The organism is Streptomyces sp. NPDC056128 (genome assembly GCF_042263835.1).
Lineage (GTDB): Bacteria > Actinomycetota > Actinomycetes > Streptomycetales > Streptomycetaceae > Streptomyces.
The window spans coordinates 1-15,778 of sequence record NZ_JBHJVQ010000024.1 but is presented as its reverse complement, the minus strand read 5'-3'; the positions used below and the strand labels follow the sequence as shown (position 1 = coordinate 15,778).

The following is a 15,778-nucleotide window of genomic DNA, read 5'->3' as shown; positions in this document are numbered from 1 at the left end:
GCGGTGCGTCCGGTCATGCCGGGAGCGGGTACTTGATGGTGTTGACGAAGACGGCTCCGAACAGGTCGAGCTTCACGGCCTTGATGTTCACGTTGGCCACGGAGGTGACCGACACCATGCCCGTGGCCTGGATCGTTGTCATGCCGCTCGACGACAGGTTCATGGCCCCGCCCATGGCGCTGACGTTGACCACGCCGCCCAGCGAGGTGAGGCTGACCATGGCCTTGCCCTTGAGGACGAGCGAGCCACCGCTGTCGATCATCACCGACCTGCGTCCGCGCAGCGTGAGGCTGGTGCCCGCCTCCACCGACACCGAGCGGGTGCCGGTGATGCTGACCGAGCCCTTGCTGTCGACGGTGATCTCGGTCTTGGTGCGGTCCAGGTTGATGGTCAGCTTGTCGTTGCCGCTGGCGATCCGGACGCCCTGTTTGCGCATGCCGGTCCGCTGGCTGAGCAGGTCGACGCGGTTGCCCTGGCGGTCGGACAGGGTGTGCCGGGTGGCCTGCTTCTTCAGACCGTCGTGCAGCGGTACGTCGTTGACCTTGGTCGGCAGGTCGCGGCCGTTGTAGAGCCCGCCGATCACGAAGGGGTGGTCCAGCGCCCCCCGGTCGAAGGCGACCAGCACCTCGTCGCCGACGTCCATCGGGAAGACACCGCCGCCGCCCTTGCCGCCCAGCTGCACGCTGCGCGCCCAGTCGCTGACGTAGGTGTCGTCCAGCCACGGGAACTGGAGCTTGACCCTGCCCTGCTTGAGGGGGTCCTGTACGTCGGTGACGAGGGCGTTGGCGACGCTGGGCAGCCGGAGGGCGCTCGCGGGGTCCGCGGCACCGCCGCCGCCCGAGGCCAGCCCGTACAGGGAACGCCACTGGCGTCCGCTGACCGTGACCCAGGACTGGTAGGGCTCGCTGTCGCCGAAGTGGTGGCGCACCGAGGTGACGGTGTACTTGCCCTCGAAGGGCTTGCCGACGTCGCTGAGCGCCACGGGCACGCCGGGCCGCAGGTCGGGGCTGCCCTTCACCGCGATCTCCAGCTCGGCGAAGGAGGACGTGACGTCGGCGGCGAGCGCCTTCGCCGCGTGCCGGACCTCGTCCTGCTTGTCGTAGGGGTTGGCGGTCTCGACGAGTTTGGCGGCCTTGAACTTGCCGGCCGCCTCGCCCGGTGTGGAGCCGATGGTGATGCCCGGGTCGGTCTTGGCGGGCGCGACCTCGGTGATCTTCTTCTTGGTGGTGACGTTCCAGCCCCGCGACTCCACCTTGCCGACCTGGTCGGCGGCGGTCACCGCGGCCCGCAGCCGCATGATGTCGTGGCGGGCCTGGAGGACGAAGGCGCTCTTGTCGCCGTCCGTCTTCGGGGAGGGCGCACCGGCCGACGGGTTCGGCTTGACGAACCGGAACTTCCCCTTGGGGTCCACGGACATCACCATGTTGTTCTCGTCCGCGAGCCGGGCCAGGAAGTCCCAGTCGGTGACGTTGGACTGGCTGATGAACCCGTAGGTGCCCTTCGTCGGCTGGATCCGGCCGATGGAGACGCCGTCCATGGCGGCGAGTTTACGGGCGATGTCGGAGGCCTTCTGATTGCGGTACGCGGCCACGCGGCGCTGGCGCACCATGCGGTGCCCGAAGTCGTAGCCGCGGATCACGGTGTAGCTGCCGGTGCCGTCGTAGTCGGCCTCCATGGCGGTGACCTCGCCGGTCAGCAGGGGCTTGCCGACGCCCTGGCCGTCGGCCACCGGGGTGATGACCACCCTGGTGCCGAACTTGACGCCCAGCTTGCCGAGGACCAGGTGGTCGGGGTCGCGGAAGGTGAGGCGGAAGGCGGCGGGCACGTTCATGCCCTGGTCGACCCAGCCGTCGACGAGCATCAGGGCGATGTCGTCGGGCAGTTTCGCGGCGCCGACACGCACCTGGACGATGCTGGAGAACGCGGGACGCACCATCAGTGAGGCACCTCCTCGGAGGCGGGCAGCATGAGTTCGGTGCCCGTCGGCAGGCGGGACGGGTTGTCGATGCCGTTGGCCTCGGCGATCGCCCGCCACGCGTTGGCACTGCCGTACTCGCGCCAGGCCAGCGACTCCAGGGAGTCTCCCGCGACGACCCGGTGCACGCGCTGGGCGGTGAGCGCGCCCGAGGTCGGGTTCTGCCCCTTGGTCGGGCCGGGGATCTCGACCAGGTGCACCTGGCAGGTGGCGCGGATGGGGATGCCGGAGGTGCCGAAGAGGGTGTACGACGCCTCGATGGAGGCGACGTACGCGGTGAACCGGGCCGTGGAGAACGACCCCCACTCGAAGACCACCCAGGGCGGCGACGGCTGTTTGGCGGCGAGGCTCTTGGCGGTCACCTCGCAGCACTTGAGCAGCGACTCGACCTTCTTCAGCACCGTGTTGCCGTTGGGCTTGGTGGAGGAGTCCAGGAAGATCTCCAGCGTCATCTCCCGCGGCTCGGCGCCCATGAACTGCGGCTTCGCGGCCTTGCGCACCGCCGCCGTCGGGGTCGCCTGCCACTGGGTCCGCTGGGTGAGCGAGAGCTGGGCCGGGTTGAACTCGAAGCCGAACGTCCGCATCAGCGCACCGGGCGTGGTGCTCGTGCCGGTGGGGGGCTCGTGGATGGCGAGGTTGGCGCGTACGAGGCTCTTGCCGGCGCCCTTGCTGCCTTTTGCCATGGGTCTTCCTCTCAGTCCCTCGGCGCCGTCAGTCGGTGAAGCCGTGGTGGGCTATCTCAAGGACCTCGTTGGCCACGGCCGGGTTGTTGGGGTCGAGACTGGGGCCCTGCCAGCTGACGGGCAGTACGTCGATCAGCCCCCACCGGGCGACCAGCGACCCGTCCGCGCGCAGCGCCGAGATCTGCGCGGTGGGCCGCTTGATGCCGGTCTGCACGGAGGAGATCCACTTGGCGACCTTGGCGGTGTCCGGCGTGATGGGCCGGGTCAGCCGGATGTTGGAGAAGGACACGCGGGTGGGCAGCTGCCACACGAAGCCGTTGTTGCCGCCCTCCTGCCGCTGCTCGATCTCCACCTGGGACGACAGGCCCTCGCACCCGTTGAAGTAACCGAGGCTCTCGCCGTCGATGGCGAGGCTGAAGAAAACCGTGGAGCCCGGATCCTTGCGGGACATCGCGAGTGGGCCTTTCTGTCGGGTGTGCTGGGGAGGTCGCCGGTCAGCGGGGGTCGCGCAGTCTGCCGATCCGTTCACGGTCCATGCGCAGTTCCGTGCGCACGAGCCGGGTGACGCGGCCGATGATCCGGTTCACCAGCGCGTCGAGCTGGAACTCGGTGAGCTGATTCGGGTCGAGCCCGCCCTCCGGGACGCTCGTGTATCCGGGCGGCGGCTCCGACGCCTCCGGACGCCGGGCGGACCCGGCCGACTGGGCGGGCGGATCGTTCGGCGGGGCCGCCGGGCTGTAGGCCGGGGGCGGGTCGTCCGGCGGGGCCTGCTGTGACGATTCCTGGGCCCGGTGGAGCGGGAGGAGCGCGGCGTGCGCGGCCGCGGCGGCGAGGGTGCGGGTGGTGCGGCCGCGGCTGAGGCCGAACAGGCGCTGCACCGGGGGAGCGGAGGTGGTGTCCGTGGCCGGTGCCGGCTGCGGGGCGGGCGGCTGCAGCGGGGTGGACGGGGCCGGCGGGGGAGGAGTCAGGGGCGCCACGGGGAGCGGCGTGGCGGCGGCGGTGGTCGCGGACGCCGTGGGTCGGCGCAGCGGGACCGCCTTGGCGGGCGCCGGGCGGCCGGCCGCGGCGCGCTGGACGGTCGGACCACCGGCGACGGGCAGCGGCGACGACGACGGGGCGGGGGAGACCGGGGCCGGTGAGCCCGGGGAGGGGAGCGGAGAGGCCGTGGTCGGGAAGGGCGTCGGCGTCGGCGCCGCGACGGTCGGCGCGGTCCCGGTCACGGCCGGAGGGGGCGCGGTGACCGTCGGCGCGGGCGTCGTGACGATCGGCGCCGCGACTGGGGCGACGGCTCGCTGGACCGGCGGGTCCGTACGGCCGCCGGTGAGCGGGGAGTTCGCGGCCGGTGCCGAGGCCGGGGTGATCGGCATGGTGTCCGAGGGCGGCGTGGAGAGGGGCGCGCCGAGGGGGGAGCGGCGCGAGACGGGTGCCGACGGAGACGGGGCCGACGGGCCCTGGGCCGCGGGGGGCACGGGCGCCTGCGGCGTGGTGGAGGGGAGCGCGGTCGGGCGTACGGCGTCGGCCGGCTTGGCCGTGGTGGGGGCACCGAGACCCGGACGGCGCGTGGCGCTGCGCTGCACCGGGCGGGTGGTGGCCAGCGGCGGGGTCGTCCCGGGCGGCTGGGTCGGGGGTACGGGGGATGACGGGCCGGGCGACGCGGCCGTGGCGGACGGGCTGGTGGAACTCGTCGCGGAGCGCTGGACCGGGGGCGACGCGGGCGCCGGGTCACCGGCGGGTGGCGGCGGCTGCGGTGTCCCGGCGGTGCGCTGCACCGGGGGTCGCGTGGTGCCGGACGGTATCGATGTGTTCGTGGCGCGTTGGACCGGGGGGACGGCGTGGGAAGGCTGTGCGGTTTGGTGCGCCGTGGGGCTGCCGGGAGTCGTCGCGCTCCGCTGGACGGGGGGCTGCTGGGCGCCCGTCGGGGTGTTGGGGCGGGCGAGGGGCTCGGGCTGCCGGTTCGCGGGCGGGGGCGTCGGGGACGGCCGCTGAGCAGCGGTGGGTCCGTCGCCGTTGCCTGCCGGTCGTACGGGGGTGGGTGTGCCCGTACTGCCGCTGCTGGGCGCGGGGTTGACGGGGGCCACGGCACGCTGGGCTGGCGGGGCCGGGGTCGCGGGGGTGGTGGGCCGGGTGACGGCTCGCTGGACCGGGGTGCCGCTCGGCGTGGTGCGGTCGGTGGCGCTGGAGGGGCGGTCCTGCGGGGCGGTGCTCCGCTGGGCCGGGGTTCCGGGCGCCGTGCCGCCGCTCGTCGGGGTGGGTGCGGGCGAGGGGGACGCTGAGGGGGCGGGCGTAGGTGCCGGTGCTGGTGCCGTCGTGCCGCCGGTCCGGGGCGCGGGGTTGGCCGGAGCGGAGGAGGCCCGCTGCTCGGAGCCGCCGGTCGCGCTGCGGTCGGTCCGGGGCGCGGGGGCGGTGCGGGAATTGGCGGAGGTGGTCGGGGGCACGGCTCGCTGCACCGGGAGGTCGCCCGTGCCGCTCGGTGCGTTGCCGGACCGGGGTACGGCCCGCTGCACCGGCGTGTGCGGCGCCACGTCGGTGCCGGGGGCGGACGGGGCGTCCCGGCCCGGACGGGAAGCGCTGGGCCCGGAGTTGGCGCGGGAGGGTGCCTCGGTGCGGGGGTGCTGCTCCGGCACCGCCCGCTGCACGGGGGAACTGGTCGTCGTGGGCTCCGGTGCGGCGGCGGACCGGCGCTCACCGGTGTCGGCGGCCCCACGGGCGGGGTCGGGACGGGTGGCCGGTGCCGGGCCGGATCGCGGCACGGCCCGCTGGACCGGCGTACCGGACGCCGTGCCGCCGCCGGAGGGCGAGGAGGCGCCCTGAGCTGGAGGGGCCGGAGGGGCCGGAGGAGTCGGCGGGGTAGCGGCCGGTGCGGTCGGAGTACCGGTCGGCGTGCCCTTGCCCGGCGCCGGGGCCGCCCGGTTCGGCCGAGGTGACGCCGCCCGCTGGACCGGCGTACCGGAGGAGGCACCGCCGGTCGGGGCGGGGGAGGCCGGACTACCCGAGGGCCGCGTCGCACGCTGTACCGGAGGGGCGGGCGGGCTCGGCGTACCGGAGGCCGCGCTGTCGCCGGACGGCGAAGGCGCCCTGCGCACCGACGCGTTGGAAGCTGCGGCGTCGCCGGAAGAGGCAGGCGGACGGGGAACCGACCGCTGGACGGCCGGGGCGTCGGTGGCGGCCGGGCCCTGCTGCTGCGGGCGCACGGCGCGTTGCACCGGGGCTTCCGGGGATGCCGGGGACGCCGCAGGCATCGTGGCCGGAGTGTCACCGCCGGAATCGGGGGCCGGGACGGCGGGCCCAGCCGGTGCCGAGCCGGGCTCCGCTCGGTCGCCGGTACCCGACGACGGCGCCGTTCCGGAGGACTTCGGCGGGGCGTCGGCGGTCCGGCGGGTCGAGGGCAGGGCGCGGCGCTGCACGGGCGGCGACCCGGACGGGGCCTTGGTCAGCGGCTGCCGAGGGCGGGGCGGCGCGGGCGGCACCGGTGTCACGCGGACACCACGGGCCGCCTGCGGCGAGGGGTTCACGGGTGCCGCGGACGACGCTGACGACGCGGACGCGGTGGAGCGCGACCGCTGGACCGGCGTGGCCGGGGCGGCGGACGCGGGCGCGGGCGACGACGGGCGCCCACCGCCGCGCGCACTCGGCGCGGTCGGAGCCCCGCCCCTCGCACCCGGCGGGGCCGACGGACCGCCGGACGCCCCCGCGCGCGCACCCGGCACGGCGGGACCGACGGACCGCGTCCCCGGCGCCTGAGCCGTGGAAGCCGTCGGCGTCGGGGTGTCCGCCGGTATCGCCCGCAGCGGGGCGACCGGCATCCGCTGCACCGGCGGTGCGGCGGACGGTGAGGCCAACGGCAGGGGCTGCGCGGGGTGTTCGAGACCGGCCGCCGGGCGGGACGGCGTGCCGACCGCGCCGGACAGCATGCCGTCGCCCGACGCGGGGTCGAGGACCGCGGGGGACGGCGCCCCCGTGAACGACGGGTTCTGCCACGTCGGAAGGCGGCCGCCGAACCCGGCGTCCGCCACTCCCGTACGTGCCGTACCCGTCGCCCGCTGGATCGGCGGCAGGCCCGTCCAGGCGGCGACGGCCACGGGCGCGGCCACGGGCGCGGGCGTGACACTCCCGCCCGTGCTGCTCCCGCTCGTGTCCGCACCCGGGTCGGTACCCGAGGGCTCGGGCGGGGGCGTGGTCCCGCCCCCGCCGACGCCGTCCCGACGGGCCCGCAGCCGGTCCAGGAATCCCACGATCAGCCCTCCGCCATGCCACGCGTCACGAGGGACGCGATCTGGTCCGTGTACCGGCGGCGGTCCTGGTGCTCCAGGTCCAGGATCGCCTCCAGGCCCCAGTGGAAGTGGTAGGCGACGTACGCGATCTCCTCATGCAGCCGGTCGGTCGCGTACGTCACGATTCCCCCAGGCGGCTCCCGCCGAGTTCCACCTCGAAGGGCTCCGAGCAGTGCGGGCACTCGACGGCCGCGCGGGTGTGCCCCTCCGCGTTGATCTGGCGGTAGAAGTCCTGGAGGAACGCCAGATCGGAGGCGAACATGTTCTCCACGATCCCGTCGTGCACCATCGACAGCGTGCCCAGCCGGGTGATGACCCGGCCGAGCAGCACCACCGACAGGTACGCCGGGTTCTCCTGCACCCGCACGTCGCGCAGCGGGATCAGCTCGTCCCGGGCCGTCGACAGGCGCATCACACCGTCCCGGTGGACCGTGCCCGACTCGTCGACGTACCCGCGCGGCAGCTCGAAGGGGAACTCGGTGCGCAACTGCTGCCGAGGCGCCGTCGCGGCCGGTGTCTCCGCGGGTGCGGCGGCGGGAGCCGAACGGGGGAAGTCCGCTCCCACCGCCGCGGTCTGAGGGGCCTCGGGGGCCGCGGGGGCCGCAGGCGCCCCGCCGGCCGCACGCCGCATTATTCGACGACCAGTTCTTCGAACACGATGGTGACCGTCTCGGTCAGCGCGGAGGTGTCGCCCGCCTTCACCGTGCTCGCGTCGATCTTGCTGCACCAGGCGTTGCGCAGGTTGTAGCGCTTCACCGGGTTGTCCTCGTAGTCCATGAGGATGATGGAGGCGTTCTTGCGCGCCGTGCTCATCCGGCCGTTCATGGAGTCGTTGATCCACTGGTTGAACGACGAGGACTGGGTCATACCGCGCACGACGGTGCACTGCCCGTCCTTCTTGTTGCCCGGCAGAACGGCCGTCTCCGCCTTGCCGGTGGCGCTGTTGTTCTGCGGGTACTTGATGACGTCCTGTTCCTGCGAGAGGCCGCTGACCTCGGCGAGGTACTCGACCATCACTCCGTCGATCTGGAGGCCGAAGTTATTCGCTGTGAGGGAGTCACCCGGCATGAGTGCCATTGGTTCGCTGTCCTTCTAGGTGTCTGAGTGAAAGGAAGAGGCGGTCGGTGCGGAGGGGCGCAGGACGCGGGTCCTACTCCTCCAGCTCACCGCTGCCGCTGGAGAACTGGGCCAGCCGGAAGATCACGAACTCGGCGGGCTTGACCGGCGCGATGCCGATCTCGCAGATGACCCGGCCGAGGTCGACCGACTCCGGCGGGTTGGTCTCCTCGTCGCACTTGACGTAGTAGGCCTCTGCCGGGCTCTGGCCGAAGAGGGCGCCGCTGCGCCACTCGTTGACCAGGAACGCGGACACGTTGCGGCGGATGCGGGCCCAGAGGTTGTGGTCGTTCGGCTCGAACACCACCCACTGGGTGCCGATCAGGATCGACTCCTCCAGGTAGTTGAAGTACCGGCGGATGTTCAGGTAGCGCCACGCCGGGTCGGAGGAGAGGGTGCGCGCACCCCAGACGCGGATGCCGCGGCCGGGGAAGGAGCGGATGCAGTTGACGCCGATCGGGTTGAGCAGGTCCTGCTCGCCGCGGGTGATCTGCAGCTCCAGGTCGACGGCGCCGCGCACGACCTCGTTGGCGGGCGCCTTGTGCACGCCGCGCTCGGAGTCGTTGCGGGCCCAGATGCCGGCGACGTGGCCGCTCGGCGGGACCAGGCGGGACTGGCCGGTCGCCGGGTCGAAGGACTTGATCCAGGGGTAGTACAGGGCGGCGTACTTGGAGTCGTAGCCGGCCGTCTCCTGGCGCCAGACGCGGATCTGACGGGCGTTCTGGCTGGGCGGCGGGTCGATGATGGCGACGCGGTCGCCCATCAGCTCGCAGTGGGCTATGAGACCGAGCTGGACGGCCTTGACGGACTCCAGGTCGATCGCGCCCCGCTGGTAGGCGGCCATCAGGTCGGGCACCGCGACCATGGAGATCTCGTCGATCGCCTCCAGACCACCGAAGCCGGTGCGGTCCGAGGAGTCGCCGAGGTACTGGGCCGGGCCCGGGTGCGCGCTCTCGGCCTGCTCGACCGGGACGGCGGGGGCGGCGGACGGCGGCGCGGGCAGCGTCAGGGTCTGGTTCTCCGGACGGGCCAGCTGCGCGGACGGCGCGGCCTCGGTCACGGTGATGAGCTTGGAGCGCTCCTTGACCTGGGTGACGACGTAGGAGCGGTTGCCCTTCTTGGCGCTCACGTCGAAGGTCTCGACCGGCTTCTCGCCGTCCTTGACGATCAGCTTGAAGCGCTCGGCGGGGCCCTCGCCCTCGGGGTCGGCGACCTCGACGGTCAGCGGGCCGGTCTGGCCTTCACCGGTGGCCGTCACGGCGAACGTGCCGAGCTGCTTGGGCTCGGCGGCGGGCAGCGCGGCCTTGCAGGCGCTGCCGGTGACGGCGGCGGGCGCGGCGGAACCGTCCGTGACGTCGCGGGCCGCTTCCTCGGCCGAACCGCCGACGCGGACGACGTAGGCGGCGGAACCGCCGTTGTTGAAGAACCCGTAGACGGAGTGCGCGAGGTAGTACCCGCCGGTGAAGTCACCGAACGCCGCGACGTACTGCGTCCAGTTGGTCACCAGCGTGGGCTCGTTCAGCGGGCCGGTCGGGGCGAGACCGACGAAGGCCGCCACCGAGGTGCCCACCCCCTCGATCGGGCGCGAGCCGCTGGCCACCTCCTCGACGTAGACGCCGGGCGACAGGTAGGACGGCATGCTCTGCTCTCCTCGGGGTACGAGACAGGACGCCCCCCAGCTTCACGCGCGCGTTGCCGCCGTCGAAACGTCCCCGGGTGCCGGAGCGGGGGCATGTTCCTTGCCCCTGGTCGTGCCCGTTGGGGCAGACTCCCGCCGCTTCCCGGCACTTCCCCCCGAAGACCCCTGGCGGACGCCTGGCGTTTCTGATTCAACATCTTGTGTCGACTGTCAGTTCGCCAGGATGTCATCTTGCGATCAAGCCCCGTTCCGGGGCGCGCCGTCCCGCCGCACCGGGGCGCTGCCCCGTGTGAAGCGGGGACGGTGACGGGGTGTCAGGAGGGGATCGTCCGTGTCGGACCGCTTGAACCATACGCACAGACACCGCCCGGCCGAGGTCGCTCCGGCGCGGTCCCGCCCGCAGGCGCGTCAGTCACCGCCCCTGGCCTCGCTGCAGGCCGCGGCGGGGAACCGGGCCGTGGCCTCGGCGATCCAGCGCGGGTCCGGTACGGCGATCCAGCGCTCGGCCGGTACGGCACAGCTCCCCAAGGCCCCGGCACCGGAACGGGCGACCTCGTCGACGCCGGACGACCTGCAGATCACACCGGTGACGGAGCCCGAGCGGCAGGCGGCCGTGGAGGAGGTGACGGACCAGAAGGCGAAGGTCGCGGACGCCTCGCGGGCCCGGGCCGACGCCGTGGCCGAGGTGCGGAACCTGTCCGGGACGGCGATCGAGGCACGCAAGAAGGAGACGGCCGCCCGGGGCAGGGCGGACGCGCTCGAGGGAGAAGTCGAGACCGCGAAGCGGGGAGAGCAGGCTTCGCTCGGAGCGGCACGAGACTTCACGGGCGAGGCGAAGACGGCGGCGAAGAGGCAGCGGAGATCCGCCGAGGCGGCCGGGAGGCACGGCGCGACCGAGGAGAGGAAGGGCGCGGCGGCCAAGGAAGTTCGCGAGCAGGCGGATGAATTCGCGAAGGAGGCCGAGGACGCCGAGCGGAAGCGGAAGACCGCCGAGGACTTGGTGGAGGCACTTTCGGCGACGATCGCGGACGCCCGGCAGCGTCAGGCGGAAGCCGAGCAAAAGGTGCGTCTGTTCTCGCAGCAGGCGGAGCTGGCCGCGGCGCAGTTGAAGGACGCCGACGAAACGGCGCGCCGGGCGGGGGAAGCCGAGGGCAAGGCGCAGGAGCAGGCGGCCGAGGCCGAGGCCGAGGCGGAGTCCGAGGTGCAGTTCGCGGCGACCATGAGGAAGCGGACCGTCGAACTGGCCGAGGCCCTGAAGGGGGCGAAGGCCGCCAGAGCAGAGGCGGAGGCGAGGAGCGAAGAGGCCGAGGGAGCCGGTGCGTCGAGGAAGGAGGCGGGCGAGGGCGAGGAGGAGGCCGCCCGGCTCCGGGACGAGGCGAACGAGAGCGCGAGGGAGGCCGCGACCCTGGCAGCGAAGCTGGACCGCAAGGCCAGGGCCGCGACCGAGGCACGCGAGACCGCCGAGCGGGCGGCGGCCGGGCACGAGAAGACCGCGCAGGACGCACAGGGCAACGCCAGGAAGGCCCGGGCCGAAGCGGCCGGGTTCGCGAAGACCGCGGGGGAGAAGCAGACGGAGCACGAAGCCGCCCTCACCGAGGTGACACGCCTTGGGCGGGTGGCGGCCGCCACCCGGCAGCAAGCGGCGGCCGCGGCGCAGGGACAGCTGCGTCACGGGACGGCCGAAACCGAGGCGAGGGCGGCACTGGCCGCGGAGGCGGCCGAGAAGAAGGCGGCGGAGAAGAAGGCGGCGGAGGACAAGGCGGCGCAGGACAAGGCGGCCAAGGGGAAGGAACCGGCCGCCCAGACCGCGACGGAAGGTGCGGAGCAGTCGGGACCGGCCGGCGCCGAGACGACGGATGGGGCCTCGCGCAGCGGTGTCGGGCGAGCGGTCGACGGTACCGGGCAGGCGGTCAAGAAGGCCTCCGCCAAGGCCAAGCCGTGGGCCGACGTCCCTGACACCCTGGTGCTCCGCGGCAGTGCGCCGCCCGGGGCGACGGTCCAGTCGGCATCGATGAAGCACGGGGACCACGGGACGGCGCACGACACTGTGATCCAGCAGAACGTCGAGAACCCGATCAACCTCGTCAGCGACGTGACCGGGACCGTGAACGACATCGCGGCGATCAAGGAAGCGGCCGGCAAGCGCCATGAATCGGGCCCGGCTTCCCACGCGCACCGAAAGAACTACGTGGGCAAGCCCCTCGGCCTGGCGAGCAGCTCCCAGATGGCCGCCAATGACGTCCTGAAGATCGCCAACACGGGTACGAAGACCGCCGGAGACCTGGCAGGGACGGCCGCGCTCGCAGATGCCAGCGGTGCCCTCACCATCTCGTTCTCGGCAGTGCACGTGGGCCGCGACAGCATGGTCATCAAGAACACCCACGCCCAGCGCAAGAAGCTGAAGGACCACTTCAGCGACGTGGCCGCGAAGCGCGACCGAAAGCTCCAGGACGTACTGGACGACCTGGGGAGGGCCGGCGTCGGCCTGGCCGAGAAGGCGTCCAGACTTGGGGACTCGGAGAACGGCTTGAAGGCCGTCGAGGACCAGCAGGCCCGCATCGAGAACCTCAGGACAGAGGTGCGGGAGCACATGGCCGCCGCACGGGAATACGTGGTGCACAAGAAGAAGTGGAAACTGGGGCACCGCTTCACCAACCTGGCGGGCAACGTCGCGCGCATCGCAGCCGGTGCCGTGGCGATCGCCGCCGCTACGGGTGCGGTGACCGGCGGGATCGCTCCCGGTGTCGCAGGTGGTTTGACGGCGGGGTTCCTGGGCGGCCTTGCCGCCAAGAAGGCCGTGAAGAAGGCCAACAAGCGCTACATCTCGGTACGGCAGCCGGACCGGTACGCCCGCACCACGCCGGCCCAGGAGGGAACCGAGGAGCCCAAGGAGCCCGAGATGTCCGAGGCGTCCGAGGCGCCGAGGATGTCCAAGGACGGTACGAGCAGGAGGGGCAGGAGGCGTGACGCCTTGAAGGAGGCGGTCACGGTGACGCACTCCATCAAGCAGGGGAAGCGGCAGCTCAGAGCGCAGGAGATCTACGCGGTCGCAGCCGGACCGGCCGTTCCCGCGGGCAGGAACGTTCCCAATGACATCCGGGACGAGGCACGTGAGTTCCTCAAGGAGCTCAAGTGTGGCCCGGATGACCACAACCAGAAGGAAGAGGAGTGGCTGGCGTCGCTCAACGACCCCGAGAAGCAGGCGGAATGGGAAGAGGCGATCGCCAAGCAGCTCGGCTCGCTCTGAGCGCCGTGTGCCGCGTCCCGAGTCGACTCCGGGGGCCGTTGCCCCCGGTGTTGCCCGCGTAGACCTGTCGGCCGCGGCAAAGCTCCGGTAAGGCTGAGGGTCACACGCCCGGTGTCGAAGGGAGCGCATGGTGCGCGCGCACGAGGAAGCCGCCGACCAGCCGGCCGCCCGGGGCGGCCGCGCTCCGCACCGGGCCACGCCCGCGCCCACCACCGGGGTGCGCGGAGCGCCGATGACCCCGGCGACGGTCCTGGCGCTGCAGAGCGCCGTCGGCAACGCCGCCGTCCAGCGCGTCGTCGCCCGGGACTCGCACCAGCACGGCCCCGGCTGCGGGCACCCCGTGCAGCGCCGCATCGACCCGGACTCGCACCAGCACGGCGCGGGCTGCGGGCACGACGGGATCGACGACCGGAGCGCGGAGGGGCAGCACCAGCTCATCAAGGAGGCCAAGGGGGAGCCCAGCTCGACGCTCCCCGGGCCCTTCCTCGACAGGGCGGTGCCGTTCTACGACAATCCGAACCTCGCCGGCGCACGCATGTACACGGGTCCGGTCGCCCAGCGCGCGACGGCGGCCATGGGGGCCGATGCCATGACGATCGGGATGGACGTGTTCCTCGGCCCGTCCGCCGTCGGCAACGAGGAGATCCTCGCCCACGAGGCCAGCCACCTCGACAAGAACAGCCGGGGAATCACGGAGACGGGCAGCGGGAGTGGCGGCAGCCCCGCCGTCACCGACCCCGGCCAGAGTTCCGAGGTCGCGGCCGTGAACGACGGAGCGGCCTTCAAGGCCGGGCACACCACCGCCCCGTCCCTCGTCGCCCAGCGAGCGGTCGCGGACGACGTGGAGGACGCGGACTAGTCCCGGGCGCCGCACGAACGGCCCTTTGGGGCAACGCCTCCTGCCCCACCAGTTCCTGACGTCGCGGCGGGACGGCCGTAGCGTCGGCGTGTGAGCCTGTGGACTTCGCTGGAGCCCGCGTCCGCGACTGTGGACCCCGGCAGCAGTACGCGTGTGCGCCTGAGGGTGCGTAATACCGGTGACGTGGTCGATGAGTATCGGTTCGAGCCGGTCGGGGGTGTGTCGCCCTGGACGACGGTGGAGCCGCAGACGCTGCGCTTGTATCCGGGGACGACGGGGACGGTGGAGCTGACGTTTGCTCCGCCGCGGACGTCGGATGCGGTGGCGGGGCCGAATCCTTATGCGGTGCGGATTACGCCGACGGAGCATCCGGATGCGGTGACGGTTCCCGAGGGGAACTTGACGATCACGGCGTTCACCGAGGTGCGTGCGGAGTTGGTGCCGCCGACGGTGAAGGGGCGGTTCCGGGGGCGTCCGCGGCTGGCGGTGGACAACCTGGGCAATACGAAGGTGACGGCGTCGGTCGCGGGCAGCGACAACGGGGATCATCTGTCGTACGAGATCCGTCCGGCCAATGTGCAGATCGAGCCGGGGCGTGCGGCGTTCGTGGAGACGACGCTGAAGCCGCGGGAGATCATCTGGTGCGGCTCGAAGGAGGAGCGGCCGTACACCCTGTCCGTCAAGCGTTCCGGGACGGATCCGACGGACGTCGAGGGGACGTACGTGCAGCGTGGGTTCCTGCCGCGCTGGCTGGCGACCTTCTTCGGCATCTTCCTGGCCATCGCGATCGCGTTCGTGATGATCTGGATCGCGTACAAGCCGCAGGTCCGCACGAGTGCCACCGAGCAGACGGAGCAGGCCGGCGCCGCTCTCGCGCCCAGCCCCAGCGCGTCCCCGGAAACCCTGCCCAGCGCGGCGCCCTCAGCCCCCGCCGAGTCGCCTGCGGCGCAGTCCGCCCAGCCTGACTCGAAGGACGGCGGCGGTGGCGGCGGGGGCGGTGGCGAGCCGTCCAAGAAGCCGACGAAGAAGGCCAAGCCGCCGGTGCGTACCGCCGCCACGGCGGTGAAGGAGCTGGCCGAGCGCAGCGATGGCCGGCACATCTGCTACCGCGCCTACGTGGCGGACAAGGGCTGGCAGCAACCGGTGTGCGACGGCGCCGAGGCCGGCACCGTCGGCAAGAACCTGCCGATCAAGGTCCTCAACATCGCCGTGGCCGGCACGAAGGGCGTCACCGGCAACGGAGCCCACGTCGTCGAGGGCTGGCTGACCGGCGACAAGTGGGCGAGCGCCGGCGACGGCGTCGACATGTACCTCGGCAGCTCCAAGGAGGCGGTCTCCCCGCTCGAGGGGTTCACCCTCAAGACGACGGAAGGCATCGTCTGCCCGAACACCCATGTCAAGGACACGGGCTGGCAGAAGCAGGGCTGCACCGAGGCCGGGAACTGGCGTTACTTCGGCAGCCCGATGGACCAGCGGCACCAGCTGGAGGCGGTCCGGATCACCGTATGACGTCGTCGGCAAGGGCAAACCAGTTTGCCCTTGCGACTCCTGACGTCACTTCGGATCCGAACTAGCGTCGCGGCGTGAGCCTTTGGACTTCCCTCGAGCCCGCCTCCGCCACCGTCGATCCCGGCAGCAGTACGCGTGTGCGGTTGCGGGTTCGCAATACCGGCGATGTGGTCGATGAGTATCGGTTCGAGCCGGTCGGGGGTGTGTCGCCCTGGACGACGGTGGAGCCGCAGACGCTGCGCTTGTATCCGGGGACGACGGGGACGGTGGAGCTGACGTTCGCTCCGCCGCGGACGTCGGATGCGGTGGCGGGGCCGAATCCTTATGCGGTGCGGATTACGCCGACGGAGCATCCGGATGCGGTGACGGTTCCCGAGGGGAATCTGACGATCACGGCGTTCACCGAGGTGCGTGCGGAGTTGGTGCCGCCGACGGTGAAGGGGCGGTTCCGGGGGCGTCCGCGGCTGGCGGTGGACAAC

14 protein-coding genes and 1 pseudogene are annotated in these 15,778 nt (G+C 72.6%); 7 read left to right on the top strand and 8 right to left on the bottom strand.

Going from position 1 to position 15,778, the window contains the following annotated elements; translation table 11 throughout:
- Positions 1-13 precede the first annotated feature (13 nt).
- The 4 genes from ACFC1X_RS30420 to ACFC1X_RS30405 are packed head-to-tail and all read right to left on the bottom strand — an operon-like array spanning position 14 to position 3,536.
- On the bottom strand, positions 14-1,936 hold the full coding sequence (locus ACFC1X_RS30420) for a VgrG-related protein (protein ID WP_376359599.1): 1,923 nt from the start codon (positions 1,934-1,936) through the stop codon (positions 14-16).
- Positions 1,936-2,658 (bottom strand): LysM peptidoglycan-binding domain-containing protein, encoded by a 723-nt coding sequence (locus tag ACFC1X_RS30415; protein ID WP_376359596.1) that lies wholly within the window; start codon positions 2,656-2,658, stop codon positions 1,936-1,938. Before ACFC1X_RS30415 ends, ACFC1X_RS30420 begins: the two co-directional genes overlap by 1 nt.
- Before the next feature lie 28 nt (positions 2,659-2,686).
- Positions 2,687-3,109 (bottom strand): phage tail protein, encoded by a 423-nt coding sequence (locus tag ACFC1X_RS30410; RefSeq protein WP_376359593.1) that lies wholly within the window; start codon positions 3,107-3,109, stop codon positions 2,687-2,689.
- A gap of 43 nt (positions 3,110-3,152) precedes the next feature.
- The gene (locus ACFC1X_RS30405; protein WP_376359590.1) at positions 3,153-3,536 is read right to left on the bottom strand and encodes a hypothetical protein; all 384 of its coding nucleotides are present in this window, start codon (positions 3,534-3,536) and stop codon (positions 3,153-3,155) included.
- A 22-nt stretch (positions 3,537-3,558) separates the two neighbouring features.
- On the opposite strand from ACFC1X_RS30405, the gene ACFC1X_RS30400 reads away from it, so the two are divergent.
- The 3 genes from ACFC1X_RS30400 (at position 3,559) to ACFC1X_RS30390 (ending at position 6,399) form a co-directional block, all read left to right on the top strand.
- On the top strand, positions 3,559-4,644 hold the full coding sequence (locus tag ACFC1X_RS30400) for a hypothetical protein (protein WP_376359587.1): 1,086 nt from the start codon (positions 3,559-3,561) through the stop codon (positions 4,642-4,644).
- A 48-nt stretch (positions 4,645-4,692) separates the two neighbouring features.
- Complete coding sequence (locus ACFC1X_RS30395) at positions 4,693-5,469, top strand: hypothetical protein (RefSeq protein WP_376359584.1); 777 nt, start codon at positions 4,693-4,695, stop codon at positions 5,467-5,469.
- Positions 5,470-5,538: 69 nt separating this feature from the next.
- Entirely contained in the window at positions 5,539-6,399 is an 861-nt protein-coding gene (locus ACFC1X_RS30390; protein WP_376359581.1) for a hypothetical protein, read from the top strand.
- Positions 6,400-6,892: 493 nt separating this feature from the next.
- Here the strand turns inward: ACFC1X_RS30390 and ACFC1X_RS30385 are convergent, their stop codons facing one another.
- The 4 genes from ACFC1X_RS30385 to ACFC1X_RS30370 form a co-directional block, all read right to left on the bottom strand.
- Entirely contained in the window at positions 6,893-7,051 is a 159-nt protein-coding gene (locus ACFC1X_RS30385) for a DUF6760 family protein (protein ID WP_185832758.1), read from the bottom strand.
- Entirely contained in the window at positions 7,048-7,560 is a 513-nt protein-coding gene (locus ACFC1X_RS30380; protein WP_125495633.1) for a hypothetical protein, read from the bottom strand. The genes ACFC1X_RS30385 and ACFC1X_RS30380 overlap by 4 nt, the downstream gene beginning before the upstream one ends.
- The gene (locus ACFC1X_RS30375; RefSeq protein WP_125495634.1) at positions 7,560-8,006 is read right to left on the bottom strand and encodes a phage tail protein; all 447 of its coding nucleotides are present in this window, start codon (positions 8,004-8,006) and stop codon (positions 7,560-7,562) included. The genes ACFC1X_RS30380 and ACFC1X_RS30375 overlap by 1 nt, the downstream gene beginning before the upstream one ends.
- A gap of 73 nt (positions 8,007-8,079) precedes the next feature.
- Positions 8,080-9,684 carry a phage tail sheath subtilisin-like domain-containing protein gene (locus ACFC1X_RS30370; protein WP_376359576.1) on the bottom strand — a complete coding sequence of 535 codons (1,605 nt, stop codon included), beginning with the start codon at positions 9,682-9,684 and terminating at the stop codon, positions 8,080-8,082.
- Positions 9,685-10,141: 457 nt separating this feature from the next.
- Here ACFC1X_RS30370 and ACFC1X_RS30365 point away from each other — a divergent pair, with 457 nt between their 5' ends.
- The 4 genes and pseudogenes from ACFC1X_RS30365 to ACFC1X_RS30350 all read left to right on the top strand — a co-directional run.
- Positions 10,142-12,931 (top strand): hypothetical protein, encoded by a 2,790-nt coding sequence (locus tag ACFC1X_RS30365; protein ID WP_376359573.1) that lies wholly within the window; start codon positions 10,142-10,144, stop codon positions 12,929-12,931.
- Positions 12,932-13,058: 127 nt separating this feature from the next.
- The gene (locus ACFC1X_RS30360) at positions 13,059-13,790 is read left to right on the top strand and encodes a DUF4157 domain-containing protein (protein WP_376359570.1); all 732 of its coding nucleotides are present in this window, start codon (positions 13,059-13,061) and stop codon (positions 13,788-13,790) included.
- Between the two features lie 90 nt (positions 13,791-13,880).
- Positions 13,881-15,299, top strand: coding sequence for a hydrolase (locus ACFC1X_RS30355; RefSeq protein WP_376359567.1), 1,419 nt, complete (start codon positions 13,881-13,883; stop codon positions 15,297-15,299).
- 74 nt (positions 15,300-15,373) lie between these two features.
- Positions 15,374-15,778, top strand: a pseudogene (locus ACFC1X_RS30350) (hypothetical protein); the annotation flags it as partial.